We start from the raw sequence: 15823 nt of genomic DNA on the forward strand, positions 1-15823 counted from the left end.
TGGGCCAAAAAAGGCCATCTGGTACGGCGGGGAGGTAGCTAGTCGTCGTTCAGGCGGTCGTAGGCCCGTCGCTTCTTTTTGGGCAGCTGGGGCCGGCTGGCGGCGGCCGCTGTCATATCGGAAGCCTCATCGAACACTTTTAAGCGCCGCCCATTGCCTTGCAGGTGCAGCTGGTCGTGGCCCGCGCCGCCGTATAGCAGCAGTGTGATGGGCTTGCCGGCGCCCGTGCTTGTTACCTCAAATACGTCGTCGCCGCCCAAGCCATCCAGGCTCAGCTCATGGGTTTCGGTGGTGAAATAGGTGCGCCGGAAACGGAGCGAATCGCCGGGGGTGAGCTTGCCCAGCACGGGCGAAAAAACGCGCACCGTGGTCGAATCCCGGTAGCGGTGCACCACAAACCTTTCGGCCTGGGCCGTGCCGCCCAGCACCGGCTCGCGGGCCAGGCTTAGGTAAAAGGCTTCGGCGGCCTGGGACAAGGTTTGGCGGCGGGTTTTGAGGGCGCTGCCGATACGCGGGCCTTCCAGGGCAAACACCGCGGGCGGCAGCCGGTGCATGGCGCGGTCAATGAGCGAATCGGGCAGGCGCCGCTGCAAATCGGCGGCCATGCGCAGGAAGTCGGCGCGCGTCATTTGCGACAGCCCCCGCTGGTCGATGAAGATGGCCTGCTTCACGAGGCCCGGAACATAGCCGTAGCTGGGCTTGAAGGTGTGAAACTGGGGGGCAATGAAACGCCGGCTGGCCAGCCACGGCATCAGGCCATCATCAAACAGAAAGTATACCTGGTCGCGGTCTTTGGGAATGGCCCGGTAGCGCACCCTGCCGCCATTTTCTTGGAACGCTGCCCAGGTCCATTGACCCTCGTGCCGGTCCCAGTCGCCGAGCCAGACATCGAGCAAGCGCGCGCGGAGAAAGGCCGGCTGGTCGATGGCGTAGGAAGGATGGGTATACACCTTCTTGAGCATGTCTTCGCCGCCCAAAAACTCGGTGGCGTTGGCCAGGTCCGGGGTGCGCGAGGCCAGCGCCTCATACTTTTCTTCGAGCAGCGCCACTTTGCCCTGAAACCGGGCCGACATGCTGCCTAGACCGGTTTCGTCCTGCCGCACATACACGAGGCGCGGCCGGGTGTGGGGTACGCCCACGGCCTGCGCAAAGGGCGGCACCGTGAGGGCGCCGTACGGAATGGTAGCCGAGGTGGCGTCGCGCACGGCATTCAGCACAAACGTGTTCCGTAGCACCTTGGGCAAGGTTCTGCTGGGCTCCTTGTCCAGGGCACGCAGGGCGTATTCGCGCCCTTGAGACCCGGCCAGCGACATGCTGATGCTTTGGTAGCCGCCGCCGGGTTTATCCGCTTTTAGCCCACCGGGAGCGGCCGTGGCCAGGTGCAGCACGGGCACTGTGGCGGGCGCGGCCCACACCGCGCGGTAGTGCCGGCCCCAAATCAGGCAATAAAGCCCCGAGTGGCGGTTGTAGTGGCGGCCGGCTACCACCCGCACCGAATCGGCGGCCGCGGGCAGGGCTTCGGTACTGCCGGGCCCGATGCGGGCATCGGGCTGAAAAAAACGCCGGCTGGCGCAGCCGCTTACTGCCAGCCCCAGCGCCAGCATCACAAGGCGCCGTGGGGAGTTGGGCAGAGGAATAAAAAAAGGACGCATCCAGAAATAAAGGGAGGCACGAATGGGCCTTTAACGAAACCGTACGACAAAGGTCGGGTTAATGAATACGCGAGTATAACCGTATTCCCTTCATCTGCGGTATACGGGGGCTGCCACCTCATCGGGCGGCGGCCATTGTGGCGCTTTAGCCTTGGAGAATTTGCTGTTTATGCCCAGGTTGCCTGCCCTCGCCGCTTTCTTTATTCGTGGCCGGTGGTGCGCGTTGGCATTGGCCGCCACCAGCTGCACGGGGCCAGATACGCCCGGGGCACCCACACCGCATTGGGCCTCGGACTCGACCTCGGTGCGCGTAGCGGCCGGGCCCCAATATGCCCGGGGCGCGGCGTGGCGTTTTTTTTGGGGAACGCACTACCGCGATATCTGGGCCACACCCGTTACGGCGCCGGTGCTGCGCCTGGCCACGGTGCTGCCCGGTGGGCTCACGCCTACTCGCGCGGGTGGCAGCTACCAGAGCCACACCCTGCGCCTGTGCACCGATAACGGCCGGGAGTTCGTGCTGCGCTCCGTGGACAAAGACGCCAGCGTGGCGCTGCCGGCCGGCTGGAAACGCCGGGTATTGGGCCGGCTCATGAAGGACCAGACCAGCGCCGCCCAGCCCTATGGCGCCTACGTGGCCGCCCAGCTGGCCGAAGCCGTGGGCGTGTACCATACCAATCCGCAGCTAATTTTCCTGCCCAACGACCGCCGCCTGGGCAAGTTTCGCGGTGGCTACGCCAATGCCCTGTACCTGCTTGAGGAACGGCCGGAAGGCAACCAGCTGGCCCTGGCTACCTTCGGCCACTCGCCCGATGTGGTGAGCACGCGGCACATGCTGGCCGATATTCACCTGCAGCCCACCGCCCAAGTGGAGGCGCGCACCTACCTGCGCGCCCGGCTGCTGGACATGTGGCTCGGCGACTGGAGCCGACGGGAAGACCAGTGGCGCTGGGCAAGCTTCCCGCAGCCGGGCCGCATTACGTACCGGCCCGTTCCGCGTGACCGGGACCAGGCTTTTTTTCTTTTCGATGACGGGCTGATTACGCGCCTTGTTTCGTGGTTTGTTCCCAAATACCACAGCTTTCACGCCACCATCCGGCCCAGCACCGTGGATGGCCTGACCACCACCGCCCGCGCCCTGGACCGCACCCTGCTCGGCACGCTCAACGCCGAAGATTTTCGCCAGCAGGCCGAATCCATGCGCGCCAGGCTTACCGATGCCGTGATTGCCAATGCCCTGAAAGCCGGCCCCGCTGAAACGCGGGCCGCCATTGCTACTAAGCTTGGCCCCTTGCTGCGGGCCCGGCGCGAGCAGCTCCTGGAGCTGGCCCAGCGGTATTATCAAATTCTGGCCGGCGAAGCCTGGGCGGTGGGCACCGACCAAGCGGAGCGTTTCGTGATTAGCGCTGCCGGTCCGGGCGCGCTGCGCGTGAGCATGTATGCGCGGCGCCCCGCAAAGCCGGATAGCCTGATTTCGGAACGGGTGTATAACCGGAAAGAAACCTACCAGGTGAATGTGTACGGCCTGGCCGGCGACGACATTTTTGAGCTGGTTCCACCTTTAAAGTCGGGCCAGATAGTGAATATTTTCGACGGCGCAGGCCACGACCAATTGGTAAACCCCACCCAAACCCCTTCCGCCATCGAAGACATTACCTGGTATAGCAGCTCCGATGGCAATGCCAGCCGCAACAACACCGGCCTCATCATCAAGCCCAACCCCGACGCCCAGCTCACCTCCAACTCCCTGAACTGGCTACGTCGCTACAACCTCCACGACTAGCGCGGCGAGCAAAGCCCGGCCAGCGGGTCTTGCCCATCGAGGGTGCCGCTGCTGCCCAGCACCTGGAAGCGCGCAAACAGCTCTTCCGAATACCATTTTTCGCGGCGCGTGAGCTGCATTACTTCGCGGTGCCGGGCGTCTTGGTAGGCAAACTGCCGCATGGCCTCGGCCGACTCCCACACGCTGAACGTGGCCTGCCGCACAATGGGCAACTCGCCCAGCCCAATAGCCGCGCGCACGCCCGTTGCCTGCGCCAGCGCCGCGCTCGTGGGCTCCACATATTGCCAGAAGCGAGGCGTTTTCCGCCAGCTGATGCTGGCGCGGGTGAGCACGGCCATGGGCGCGTTATCGGCCGGGAGCAGGGCGGGGGTGTAGTCGAAGGGCGCCTCGCCATCCCACAGGCCCTGCGATTTTATGGGGGCCAGCTGCACAGTCCACATCTCGGCACTGCGGTGCTGGTACTGGGCCCAGAGGGGGTGTTGGGTGAAAAACGTTTCGGCCGCGGCCGCATCGTCCCACACGCCCATGAAACCATAGCGGGCCAGATTGGGCCAGAACCCGAAGCCATTGTGGGCGCCGCTGCCCATCAGCTTAAAAAAGCGCAGGCCGGGCACTCGCTGCAAGGGCCGGGGGGAGGTGCCCATCTGGGCGAGGCCCCAGCGGCGGTTGCCGGGTTTCAGCGTGAAAACGGTAAGGGTGGTATGCGGCATGCAAGGAGCAGGGCTGGAATTAGCCCGCGGGTTTTAAGCAACAAAAGAAGGCCAGAATTGCTTCTGGCCTTCTTGGTATAAAATTCAGCTCAACCTATTTGGGTATCACCACCGACTGGCGGTCGGCGCTGGGCTGGTCGCGCTCGCCGGTCACCACAGCCTTCACGTAGGTGTAGGCGCGGAGCAGGGTAGAGTTGGGCGAATCCCAAAACTCGCCTTTGTCGATGGTCACTTTGAGCAGGGCAATGTTGGGGTCGTCGGAGCCGCCGGGGAACCAGCCGCGCAGGCCTTCGCTCCAGAGCTCCTTGATTTTGGCGCGGTCGGTCACTACCTGGGCCGTGCCCGTGATGGCTACGTACAAGTTGTCGCTGGGGCTGGCATAGCCCAGATTTACGTGGCGGTCTTTTTCAAGCTCGCCCACTTTCTGGGAATCGCGCTCGGTGAAAAACCAGAGCGTGCCGTTCTCCTCGGGCTGCGAGGTATACATGGGGCGCGAGTGCAGCTCGTGGCCGTTCTCGATGGTGGTCATCATGGCAATCTTGATGTCCTTGATTTTTTCGACGAGCTTTGCTACGTCGTGGCTTACGGCAACTTGGTCGGCCATGGCAATAGGTATTTTGGAGAATGATGGAAGAAAGGAACAGCTTACTTAACGGCCGGCCTGGGCTAGTTGTTTTCGCGGCTGGCTTCCTACTTTCAAATTCGCCCTCGCATTAGCCATGAATTTTCTAGCCCACCTGCTTCTTTCCGGCAGCCCCGATAGTGCTGCCTATGCCGAGGTGCTGCTGGGCAATTTCATTGCCGATTCGGTGCCGGGCAAGCAGCTCGAGAACTACCCCGTGGCCGTGCAAACCGGCATCCGCCTGCACCGAGCCATCGACACCTTCACCGACCAGCACCCCGTGGTGCGGCGCGCCACCCAGCGCCTGCGCGCAGCGGGCTACGGCAAGTACGCCGGCGTGATTTCCGATATGTTCCTGGACCACTTCCTGGCCCGAAACTTTATGTCGTTCTCGACGGAAGGCCTGGCCGATTTTGCCCAGCGGGTATACGGCTTGCTCACCGCCCGCCAAGCCCAGATGCCGCCCCGCGTGCAGCATTTTCTGCCCTACATGACCGAGCACAACTGGCTGCTGGGTTATGCTGATTTGGCCAGTATTACCCGTGCCCTCAGTGGCTTGAGCCGCCGCGCTTCGCCTGGTTCCGGCATGGAAACCGCCGTGGAGGAGCTGCAGGCCAACTACGCGGAGTATGAGGCGGACTTTCAGGAGTTCTTCCCGCAGCTGCAGCAGCACGTGGCCGAAATGTTGGGTTGAACTAAAAAAGAACGTCCCGCCGCGCGGAAAGCGGCAGGACGTTCTTGGAACAGTCAGTTTTTAGCAGGGTTAGTGGGCTTCTTCTTCGGCGGAAATGGCCGCCGGTCCTTCGGGCAGGTTGAGCAGCGGGCCCAGCAGCAGGGCGTTGGCAAACAGGCGGGACGTGCCGTGCCAGTAGTGGCGGAAGTTGGGGTCGTCGGCGAAGAGCACCACCCGCCCTGCGCCAGCTTTGCTCACCACCACAGCCGCCGAATTGCTGATTTGCCGCAGGTTGGCCTGGGAGACGTAGCCGCTTACCAGGGGCTTGGCTGTGTACTGGGCCACCGTGGCGTAGGGGTTGCGGCTGGGCCGCAGGAACGTGGTGCCGTTGCGGAACACGTACAGGCGCCGGCTGGTGAGCCCGAAGCCGATGGGGTTGGTGATGTCGATGTCAGCCAGGTAAATAGAGCCGGCAATGGCGCGGGTGCCTTCCTGTTCCTGCTGCACGAAATCGGCCCGGCGGCTGCCCGTAGCTTTTCCTTTGGCGGCAGCCGTTGTATCAGCCCAACCTGCGTTGGCCGGCACCAGCAGCTTTTCTTTTACGATGCCCTGCTTGATGGCCCATTCCGAGGCGTTTTTCAGGGTAATGAGCGTGCCGCCGTCCTGCACCCAGCGGCGCAGCTTTTCCACGGCAGCTTTGTCCAGGCTGGTGTAGGTGCCGCCCACCAGCACGATGCTAGTGTAGCGGCCCAGCGGCGCGCGGCCGAAGTTGCTCAGCTCAATCCGGCTCAGGGGCAGGCCCAACTGCTGGCTGGCCACAAACCAAGCCTCGCCCACTTCGGATGCGTTGGTACCATTGCCTACTAGCAAGGCGGCCTGGGCTTCGGGCACGGTGCGCACGTTGTTGGAGCCCAAGTCGATGCCACCCATGCTAAAGCCGGTGGTCACGCTGGTAAAGGCTACTTGGTTCTGCCGGCTTATGCGGCTCACAATCTGGAAGACCGAGTCGGCGGGCTGCTTCTGGGCGGCCACGGGAATCACCAGCGTGCCGTAGCCGAAATCCACGGGGTGGTCGGCGGGCCCTGCGCGGAAAGGCTTGAAGCTGACCTTGGCCACCAGTCCGGCGCGCTGCAGCGCCGTGAGGGCCCGCGGGGCATTGTAGTCTGACCACGGCAGCAGGTAGGCGTAGCTGCTCTGGCCGCCGCGCACCTCGCCGGTTAGCGTTTTCGGGGCTTGCACCGCGGCGCCTTGCACCAAGTTAGCGTTTTTCTGCTTAGACACAGCTAGCCCATAGGCGTGGGCCTGGCTCCAGCCCGTCACGTCGTAGAATACGCTGTCGTGAAAGGTGGTGAGCTCCTCAAACAAGGAGTTGACAATGCGGTACTGGGGCTGGGCCGTGGGCACCACGTAGGCCTTGCCCTGCTCGAAGCTCTGTTTGTCAAGCGTCACGTTTTTGCCCAACTCGTGCACTTGAATCTTGTGTTGGAGCAGCACCGCCAGGAATTTGTTGGTCAGCGTCGCGTCGGCGGCATTGCCGAACACATAGGCCTTGGTGGGAAACTTCTTCGCCTCGCTCAGGGCTGAAGTGAAAAACTCGCGCTGGTGGCGCAGGTACAGCTCCTTTTCTTCCACAGCCCCGCGCACGGTAGCCAGGCCAGTGGCCACATGGTTGCGGATGGTGAAGGGGAACGTGACCACGCCGTTGGTGCCTTCCTGGGCCAGGCCGCGGGAGCTACCCACTTCAAATGTGATGCCCACGCCACCCTCAAAGTCCGGGTACGTGGAGCCGTAAATGGGGGAAAGGTTGTCGAACTGCTCCTTGGTCCAGTACAGCGAGCCCAGGTTGTCCAGTGCCTTGGAGAAGTACTTGGCCATGTGCACGTTCAGCACCTCGTAGGTGGCCCGCGGAATGAGGTCGTTTTCGGTGCTATGAGGTTTGGAGGGCTCGAAGTAGTAGGTGCCGTTGGTGCCCATTTCGTGAAAGTCTATCATCACGTTGGGGTACCACTCGTGGAAGAAGGCCATGCGGGCCCTGCTTTCGGGCTGGGTCAGCGACAGCCAGTCACGGTTCAGGTCGGTGTAGAAGTGGTTGGTGCGGCCGCCGGGCCAGGCTTCGGTGTGCTCGCGGTCGAGCGGGTCGGTGGGGTTGGGCCACGACTTGTTCTGGTCGAACCAGTGCGAGGCGCGGTCCCGGCCATCGGGGTTTTCCAGCGGGTCGACCGTGACGACGGACTGCTGCAGCCACTGCTGGGTTTCGGGACTGGTGGAGGCCGTGAGGTAGTAGGCCAGCAGCAGCGCCGCTTCCGAGGAGCTGCTTTCGTTGCCGTGCACCCCAAAGTTCAGGCTCACCACCACCGGCAGTTTGCCGTAGTTGGGGGCAGGCAGCTTGGGGTCGTGCAAGGCGCGGCGGTCCTGCTGGAGTTGGGCCAGGTTCTGCTGGTTTTCGGGCGTGGTGATGGTGGCCACCACCTGCGGCCGCTCCTCAAACGTGGTGCCCAACACCCGCAAACTCACCCGGTCCGACACGCGGTCCAGCTCGCGCAGGTAAGCCACAATTTGGTCGGTGCGGGTGTAGTGGGAGCCAATCGGGTAGCCCAGGAACTGCTCCGGCGTGGGCACTTTGGGGTCGAAGCTGCTCGCCTGAGTTCCCGGGAAAAAGTAGCTGTTCTGAGCCACGGCCGGTACCGCTTGGGATAAACCCAGCAGGAGGGCAGCTGAAAAACTGGCGCGGCGAAAAGAGGTGTACATAAAAGAGGGTTAAGTACCTGCCGTTATCCAGCAGGCAGTTAGTTAAGATTGGTTAGTAGCCAGGATTCTGCTCGAGGTCGGGGTCGGCTACTAAGTCGTTGAAGGGAATGGGGAACACCCAGCGGCGCTGGTCCGTGACGCCCAGCACCGTACCGGCACGACCGGTACGCACGAGGTCAAACCAGCGGTCGGCCTCGAAGGCGAACTCCACCTTTCGCTCGTTTTCGATGGCCAGCAGCAGCTGCTCGGCCGTGGTGGCAGTGGTGGGGCCCACGCCGGCGCGGGTGCGTACCGTGTTCAGGTCGGCAATGGCCTCGGGGAGCTTGGCCTGGCGGGCGCGGGCTTCGGCCCGGATGAGGTACTGCTCGGCCAGGCGCAGCACGTAGCTCGGGTCGTCGCGCTGGGCCGAACGGCTGTACAGGTTGCCGTAGGTGACGGTAGCGCCGGCAATGACCGTGCTGGCCAGCAAGGCCGAGCGGCTGCCGCCCACCGCGGGGTCGTTGAGCTGGGAAATGGCGGCCGGCACGGGCTGGAAGTTAAACTGCCCACCCAGGGCGCTGGGAAACCAGTTGTTCCACATGCTGTTGGCGTCGGAGTTGCTGAAAGTCAGCTCAAACACCGATTCCTGGCTCAGGAAAGGCGCCGTGGAGAATGCCCTATAGGGCGTCACCAGGCGGTAGTTGGTGCTGCCGATTACTTGCGTGGCGAAGGTTTCGGCCTCGACGTACTGCTGGCGGTAGAGGTGCAGGCGGGCGCGCAGGGCGCGGGCGGCGGCCTTCACGGCGCGGTTGCGGGTGGTGGCGTCGGGCAGCAGGGTTTCGGCTTGGGTGAGGTCGGCCAGCACTTGGTCGTAGGTCTGGGCGCGGGTGCTGCGCTTCAGGCCCTGGCCGTTTTCCTTGCTGCGGGTGGGTTTGAGCACCAGCGGCACGCCGCCCCAGCCGCGGCCAAGGTCGAAGTACACCAGCGCCCGCAGGAAGTGGGCCTCGCCCAGCAGCTGGTTTTTCTCGGCCGCCGGCAGCAGCGGGTCGTTGATGCCGGGCAGGGCCGCAATGAGGTTGTTAGCCCCGTTCACGGCCTGGTACATCTGCGTCCAGGCTTCGGTAATCAGCACGTTGTCGGCGCTGAGCTGGTTTTGGTCGATTTGCAGAAACTGGTTGAGCGTGCCATTGAAGCGCACGTTCTCGCCGGGCAAGAAGCCCAGCACCGGCCAGTTGAGCTGGTAGTAGGCCTGCACCCGGTCGTAGGTGCCGATGGCGGCGGCCCGGGCGCTGCCGGCGTCGGTGATGGCTTTGTCGTCGGGCAGCTGCTGCACCGGCGTGGGCTCTAGCAGGTCGGAGCAGGCGCCGAGGCCAAGCGTGGCGGCGGCCAATTGAGCCACCAGAAGTAGGCGAAAGAGGGACTGTTTCATCGGAATAGTAGTTGAGTTTAGTGTTCAGCTTCGCTGTAGAGACGCGACACTTCGCGTCTCAGCGTTGAACAGTCAATTGGGGACCAAATGGCCCGCTGCGGGAGACGCGAAGTGTCGCGTCTCTACAAGCCGACTGTGACGCCCACCTGCAAAGTGCGCGGCTGGGGCACCGTGGCCCAGTCGAAGTTTTTGGTGTTGCTCACGCCGCTTTGCGAGTTTACTTCCGGGTCGAGGCCGGAATAAGGCGTGATGGTGAAGAGGTTGGCCGCCTGCACGTACACGCGCAGCGAGTTCAGATGCGCTTTGGCGGAGGTGGCGGCCGGCACGGTGTAGCCCAGCGTGAGGGTACGCAGGCGCACGAAGGAGCCGTCCTCGAGGTACCGGTCGCTCAGGTTTTGCACCACGCCGCCGTAGTTGTTGCTGCTGGCGTTGGTGGTCAGGCGCGGGATGTCGGTCACATCGCCCGGCCGCTGCCAGCGCTCGAGCTGCTCGCTCAGGTAGCCGATGTTGCTCTGGGTGCCGCCGTGCACGAGGAAGAAGCGGTTCATGTTCATGATTTTCGCGCCCTGCTCGAAGTTGAGCGTGAAGCCAAAGTCGAGCCCTTTGTAGGTGACGGAGTTGGTGACGCCCCCGAAGTAGTCGGGCCAGGCGTTGCCCACCAGCTTGCGGTCGGCCACGGTGAGCTGGCCGTCGCCGTTCACGTCTTCGTACTCGGCGTTGCCGCTTTCGGGGTTCACGCGGGTCTGGTGATAGAGCCAGAACGAGTAGAGCGAGGCGCCCTCTTCCAGCCGGAAAATGTCGCGCGAGCCCGTGGTGATGGGGGCGGCCAGCTTCTCTATCTTGTTCACGTTGCGGGCAATGTTCACGGTGGTGCTCCACTGCAGGGCGCCCTTGGGCAGCCAGTTGGCCGTGGCCTGGGCTTCAAAGCCTTTGTTGCTCACGGCGCCGTAGTTTTCTACCAGCGAGGAGAAGCCGGTTTTGCGCGGTACCGGCACGTTCAGCAGCAGCCCCGAGGTGTACTTGTCGTAGTAATTGAGCTCGAGTACCAGGCGGTTTTGCAGCACGGCGGCGTCCAGGCCCACGTTCCACTGCCGCGTGCTTTCCCAGCTCAGGTTGGGGTTGGCCAGCTGCAGCGGGCTGGTGCCCGGCAGGTCGAGGTAGTTGGCCCCGCCCTGCACCAAACCCAGCGCCGCAAAGTCGCTGATGCCGGCCTGGTTGCCGGTTTTGCCCAGGCTGGCCCGCAGCTTCAGCTCCTGGAAAACGCCGAGGTCCTGGATGAAGCTTTCCTCGCCCAGGCGCCAGCCCAACCCCACGGCCGGGAAGTAGCCCCAGCGGTTTTCGCTGCCAAATCGCGACGACGCATCGGCCCGCACACTCACATCGGCCGTGTAGCGCTCCTTGAAGCTGTAAGTGGCCTTGCCGAAAAACGACACCAGCCCGGCCTGCGAGCGCGACGAGCTGCCCGTCTGAGTAGCCGCCGAGGCAATGGTGGTCAGGTCGTTGCCCGGAAACTGCTGGCCCGCCAGACTGGTCCGCTGAAAGGTATTGCGCTGCAAGGTGTTGCCCACCAAGGCCTGCACGGAGTGGTTCTCACCGAAGTTGACGCTGTAGTTCAGCGTCTGCTCGTTGAGCAGGGTGATGTCGCGCGAGAGAAACGACGAGGCCGTGCCGCGCGGCTGCCCGGCCAGAATCAGCGTGTTGTTGAAGTTGTTCTCGTACATGTCGTTGAAGTCGATGCTCCAACTGCTGCGAAACGTCAGGTTTTTGCCGAACTGGTACGTGCCGTACACATTTGAGATGACGCGCGAGCCCACCGCGTCGTTGTTCAGGTTGTTGATGAGGGCCAGGTGGTTATCAAACGAGCCGTACTTGGCATAGGAGCCGTCGGGGTTGTACACCGGCAGGTTGGCCCGCGTGAACAGGGCCGAGTTGATGACGCCCACCGGGTTGTTGTCGTTGCTGCTCACGTTGCGGTGCGTGCGGCTCAGGGCCGTGCTCGTGCCGATGCGCAGCTTGTCCGTCACCGAGTTATCGAGGTTCACGCGCAGCGAAAACCGGTCGAAGGCGCTGGGCCTGGCCACCGACTCCTGGGTGAAATAGCCCGCCCCAATGTAAAACTGTGTTTTGGCCGAGCCCCCGGCCGCCGACAGCTCGTAGCTGTGCGTCTGAGCCGTGCGGAACACGTCGCTGAGCCGGTCGTAGGTCTGCTGCTCTTCGGGCAGGCCGCGCCCACCGGAAGCCACCGAGCGGTAGGGCACCAGCGCCGGGTTGCCGCCGTCATTGATAAACCGCTCATTCTCTAGCGTGGCTAGCTCCGGCCCGCTGGCCAGCTTGTACTGTTTCGGCGCTTTGGAGAGGGCGTGATAGGTGTTGAAGGTGATGCGGGTTTTGTCGCCGGCCTTGCCGCGCTTGGTGGTGATGAGCACCACGCCGTTGGCGCCGCGCGAGCCGTAAATGGCCGTGGCGTTGGCGTCCTTCAGGATTTCCATGCTCTCGATGTCCGATGGGTTCAGGTCAGCCAGCGGGTTGCTCGACACCTGGTTGCCCAGGCCCGTTGCAATCAGGTTGGTGTTGTTGATGAACACCCCATCGACCACGTACAGCGGGTCGTTGCTCGCGTTCACCGAGTTGCTGCCCCGGATGCGGATGAACACCCCACCACCTGGCACGCCCGAGTTGGCCGATACCTGAACGCCGGGCGCTTTGCCCTGCAGCAGCTGGTCGGGGCTAGCGGCCGGAATGTTCTTCAAATCTTCCCCTTTCACCGAGCTGATGGCGCTGGTCAGGGTCTTGCGGTTTTGCTCGCTGTAGCCCGTCACCACCACCTCCGAGAGCTCCTGCAAATCGGCGGCGAGGTTTACGGTAAGTGCGCCACCCGTGGCTTGCAGTTCCTTGTGGGCATAGCCCACGAAGCTGAAAACGAGAGCACTGCCCGGGGCGGCTGGAAGCGAGAATTGCCCATTGGCATCGGTGGTGGTACCAATGCTGCTGCCTTTGGCCATCACGGTCACGCCCGGCAAGGGGGTGTGGCTGGCGGCATCGGTCACGGTGCCGCTCACGAGCGGGGCCGGGTCCGATTGGGCATAACTAGTGACGGAGGCCCCTCCCCACAGCAGCAGGAAGAGCGTCCGCCGGAGCGTACGGGTATGCATAAAAACTTGATGTTGAGGTGGAGGGCCCGGCGTTGGCCGCTACCAAGCGGCCAAGGGGTGGGAGGGGAAGGCCCGAATCGAGGGGAGGGCTGGGCCAATGAGCCGCAGTCGCCGGGGCCCCTCCGGTGCACCTGGAGGAGGGTTGCGGTTGCGGCATTCCGCGGTTGAGCTGGGCCACCGTTTGTGCACAACGGCGCCCGGCCCCAAAGCCGCAGCATTGCCCAGAAAGAGAAAGTTGGCCAGCGCCCCCGCTCGCGGGAGGACGCCAAAAGGCTGGCAAGAAGCCGCCGCCCGGGCACGAAAGCCCCTGCAGCACCCGGCTATGGCTTAGCCGCGGGAGCCCTTTCGGCCGGCAGGAAAATGAAACAGCTAATTCAGCTCAACAACCCCGGCCGGCCTACCGCATACAGGCGGCAGCGCTCGACATACAACAACACCGATGCTGTACAGCAAACGAGGTGGTCGAAACAGCGGGGAGGGGACGCAAAAAGTCCATGGCTTTTGTTTTTATATGGTCAGGACTTGGCACCGTTTCAAGGGGTTAGCCTCGTTGGTTGCCGGCGTTTCGTCGAGCCTGTCTCTCCACGCCTCTGTATAAAAACAATTCTTTGTTCTGAAGGAATTGTAAGGGCAAATGAAAGCACCCGGCTTTTGAAATGCTAATGCAAAAGCCAAAATTCTTTTTGCAAAGCGTAACTGGCTCAGGATTGCTTCGCGGTAATGAGAACGTAAAAATAGGCCCTCTTGCCACCCCTGGGTCAATAAATACCTCGTTACGGCGGAGTCGCGGTGCGAAGTATTTTCCAGGAAAAAAGTGTAAAAAGCCTCTCGTTTTGCAACTCAGTTACGCAGGTAATTGGCTCTAGAACCCAACACTTATTGAGCTTCTAGTTTGGATAGTCGCTTCTTCCCGCCCTGTAGAAGGGCCAAGTTATGGTGGTGAAACGTTTCACCTAAGTCAGACCATTTTGCCTAATCAGAATGCATACGGGAAGTTATATATGGAAAATAAAGACGTCCTAGGGTTGAGCACTGGCTCAACCCTAGGACGTCTTAAAAATTGAGCTAATCTAAGCCTTAGTGGTGGTGCCCGCCTTCGCCGTGCACGTGGCCGTGAGCCAGTTCCTCGGCGGTGGCATCGCGCACATCCTGCACCTTGCCGGCAAAGTGCATTACCATACCCGCCAGCGGGTGGTTGAAGTCCATTTGCACGCCCGAATCGCCGATGCTGACCACCTTGGCTTGCATGTGGTTGCCTTCGTTGTCGGCCATGGGCAGGAAGTTGCCGATTTGCAGCATCTCGTCGTCGAGCTTACCGTCAATCATAAACACGTCCTTAGGGATTTCGACCAGTGCCTGCTCGTCGTAGTCGCCGTAGGCCTGGTCGGGGGTTAGGCTAAACTGGAAAGAGTCGCCGGGGTTTTTGCCGTTGAGCTGGGATTCAAATTCCTCGGGCAGGCCGCTGTGGCCAAAGAGAAAGACCATGGGCGCATCGGCTTCGGCTGATTCGACCAACACTTTTTCCTGGTTTTCGTCGGTCACGCTGAGGTCGTAGGTGATGGTGACGACTTTGTTGTCGCTGATTGCAGCCATAGTAATGGGGCAGCCGGATGGGGCCAGCTGGTGGGAGTGGGGTGGTAAGAAAAATTTCAGGCAAGATAGGTACGCATGCGCCGTGGAAAGGGCCAAAAGCGGAGCCGTTTTTTCAATTGCAATGGGTTCAGTAGCCGTAACCCAGCTCCTCATGCTGCGTTATGTTGGCAATGCCAAGCGGCTTCCGCTTGACTGTCAACCCATTTTCATTCTGCCCATGCGTAAGCTATTTCCATTGCTGCTGAGCGGCGCGCTGCTGGCCAGCTGCCAATCCAAAGAACCCAAAACCGAAGCAGAGGCCGCTTCCAAAGAGGCGGTTGTAAAAACAGATTCCACCGCCTCCCCGGCTCCAGCAGAGACTATTACCAAGATTGGGAATCCCAAGCTGCTCTTCACCCTCGATGAGGCGCACAACACCCCCGATGGCCTCGCGCTGGCACCTAACGGTAGCATCATTCTATCGGTGCCCAACCTGGCCGATAATAGCCAGCCGGCTTCGCTGATGGAGATTGTGGGCGAAACCATCAAGCCCTTTGCCACCAACCTGCCCGTGGAGCCCAGCACGAAAAAGGCCGCGCCCATGGACCTGGCCTATGGCCCCGATGGCAACCTGTACTACGCCGAAAACCAATACGAAAACGACAAGAATTTCAAATCCCGCCTCATGCGGGTGCAGATAAAAAATGGCCGGCCCGGCAAAATCGAACCCGTCGTGGATGGCTTCGCCCTGGCCAATGCCGTGGTTTGGAAAGGCAACACCATCTACGTAACCGACAGCCAGTGGGACATGCCCGACAACGACAAGGGCAGCGCCATTCTCCGCTTTTCGTTGGCTGAGCTGAACAAGGGGGTGGTGCACCTCAAGCCCAAAACCAAGGACCCGCACGTACTGGCCACCTTCACCACCGCCGTGAATGAAACCGGCGTAGACAACGGCGCCGACGGCCTGGACTACGACAGCAAAGGCAATTTTTACACTGGCTCCTTCGGCGATGGTACCCTCTACAAAGTGTCGCTGAAGTCCGATGGCAGCTTAGCCCAGCAAGAAGTGTTGACGGTGCAAGGCAAGAAAATCCCCTGCGTCGATGGCCTCATCATCGACCGCGCCACCGACAAAATGTACCTCTGCAACTCCCGCGGAAACGCCATTGAAATAGTGGACCTGCGGAATGGAAACACCGTCACCACCTTGGCCCAAAACGGCGATACCGACGGCTCCGGCGGCCTACTAGACCAGCCGGCGGAAGTGCTGCTCAAAGGCAAGCGGCTGTATATTTCCAACTTCGACAAGCCGGAGAAGAAGTTTGTGAACTCCAAGTCCGATGCCCCTCATACCATGTCGGTAATTGACTTGAAGTAAGGCGCGCCGCACTCGTCATTGCGAGGGCGTAGCCCGTGGCAATCCGTCCTCTAAAAGCGACCAGTTTCCTACTGTGACTAAGCCAAATAAAAAGCCCCGACTCTGCAGTAGAGCCGGGGCTTTTC

10 protein-coding genes and 1 riboswitch are annotated in these 15823 nt (G+C 62.0%); of the genes, 3 read left to right on the top strand and 7 right to left on the bottom strand.

The window, feature by feature from the left end:
- Positions 1–38: 38 nt before the first annotated feature.
- Complete coding sequence (locus LJ738_RS05690; protein WP_227785343.1) at positions 39–1652, bottom strand: hypothetical protein; 1614 nt, start codon at positions 1650–1652, stop codon at positions 39–41.
- Between the two features lie 169 nt (positions 1653–1821).
- Here LJ738_RS05690 and LJ738_RS05695 point away from each other — a divergent pair, with 169 nt between their 5' ends.
- Positions 1822–3432 carry a hypothetical protein gene (locus LJ738_RS05695; protein ID WP_227785344.1) on the top strand — a complete coding sequence of 537 codons (1611 nt, stop codon included), beginning with the start codon at positions 1822–1824 and terminating at the stop codon, positions 3430–3432.
- Here the strand turns inward: LJ738_RS05695 and LJ738_RS05700 are convergent.
- The gene (locus LJ738_RS05700) at positions 3429–4142 is read right to left on the bottom strand and encodes a DUF3291 domain-containing protein (protein ID WP_227785345.1); all 714 of its coding nucleotides are present in this window, start codon (positions 4140–4142) and stop codon (positions 3429–3431) included. The genes LJ738_RS05695 and LJ738_RS05700 overlap by 4 nt on opposite strands.
- Before the next feature lie 94 nt (positions 4143–4236).
- Complete coding sequence (locus tag LJ738_RS05705) at positions 4237–4746, bottom strand: pyridoxamine 5'-phosphate oxidase family protein (protein WP_227785346.1); 510 nt, start codon at positions 4744–4746, stop codon at positions 4237–4239.
- Positions 4747–4861: 115 nt separating this feature from the next.
- Between LJ738_RS05705 and LJ738_RS05710 the strand changes: the two genes are divergently transcribed.
- Positions 4862–5458 carry an acyl carrier protein phosphodiesterase gene (locus tag LJ738_RS05710; RefSeq protein ID WP_227785347.1) on the top strand — a complete coding sequence of 199 codons (597 nt, stop codon included), beginning with the start codon at positions 4862–4864 and terminating at the stop codon, positions 5456–5458.
- Positions 5459–5527: 69 nt separating this feature from the next.
- Here the strand turns inward: LJ738_RS05710 and LJ738_RS05715 are convergent, their stop codons facing one another.
- The 4 genes from LJ738_RS05715 to LJ738_RS05730 form a co-directional block, all read right to left on the bottom strand.
- Positions 5528–8185, bottom strand: coding sequence for a M14 family zinc carboxypeptidase (locus LJ738_RS05715; protein WP_227785348.1), 2658 nt, complete (start codon positions 8183–8185; stop codon positions 5528–5530).
- Between the two features lie 52 nt (positions 8186–8237).
- On the bottom strand, positions 8238–9593 hold the full coding sequence (locus LJ738_RS05720; protein ID WP_227785349.1) for a RagB/SusD family nutrient uptake outer membrane protein: 1356 nt from the start codon (positions 9591–9593) through the stop codon (positions 8238–8240).
- Between the two features lie 122 nt (positions 9594–9715).
- Positions 9716–12745 carry a SusC/RagA family TonB-linked outer membrane protein gene (locus LJ738_RS05725; protein WP_227785350.1) on the bottom strand — a complete coding sequence of 1010 codons (3030 nt, stop codon included), beginning with the start codon at positions 12743–12745 and terminating at the stop codon, positions 9716–9718.
- A 504-nt stretch (positions 12746–13249) separates the two neighbouring features.
- A riboswitch (SAM riboswitch) is annotated at positions 13250–13346 on the bottom strand.
- 476 nt (positions 13347–13822) lie between these two features.
- Positions 13823–14338 carry an FKBP-type peptidyl-prolyl cis-trans isomerase gene (locus tag LJ738_RS05730; protein WP_068194888.1) on the bottom strand — a complete coding sequence of 172 codons (516 nt, stop codon included), beginning with the start codon at positions 14336–14338 and terminating at the stop codon, positions 13823–13825.
- A gap of 217 nt (positions 14339–14555) precedes the next feature.
- Here LJ738_RS05730 and LJ738_RS05735 point away from each other — a divergent pair, with 217 nt between their 5' ends.
- Entirely contained in the window at positions 14556–15698 is a 1143-nt protein-coding gene (locus LJ738_RS05735; protein WP_227785351.1) for a hypothetical protein, read from the top strand.
- Positions 15699–15823: the final 125 nt, after the last annotated feature.

It is taken from the genome of Hymenobacter plasmatis (assembly GCF_020711255.1).
GTDB lineage: Bacteria > Bacteroidota > Bacteroidia > Cytophagales > Hymenobacteraceae > Hymenobacter.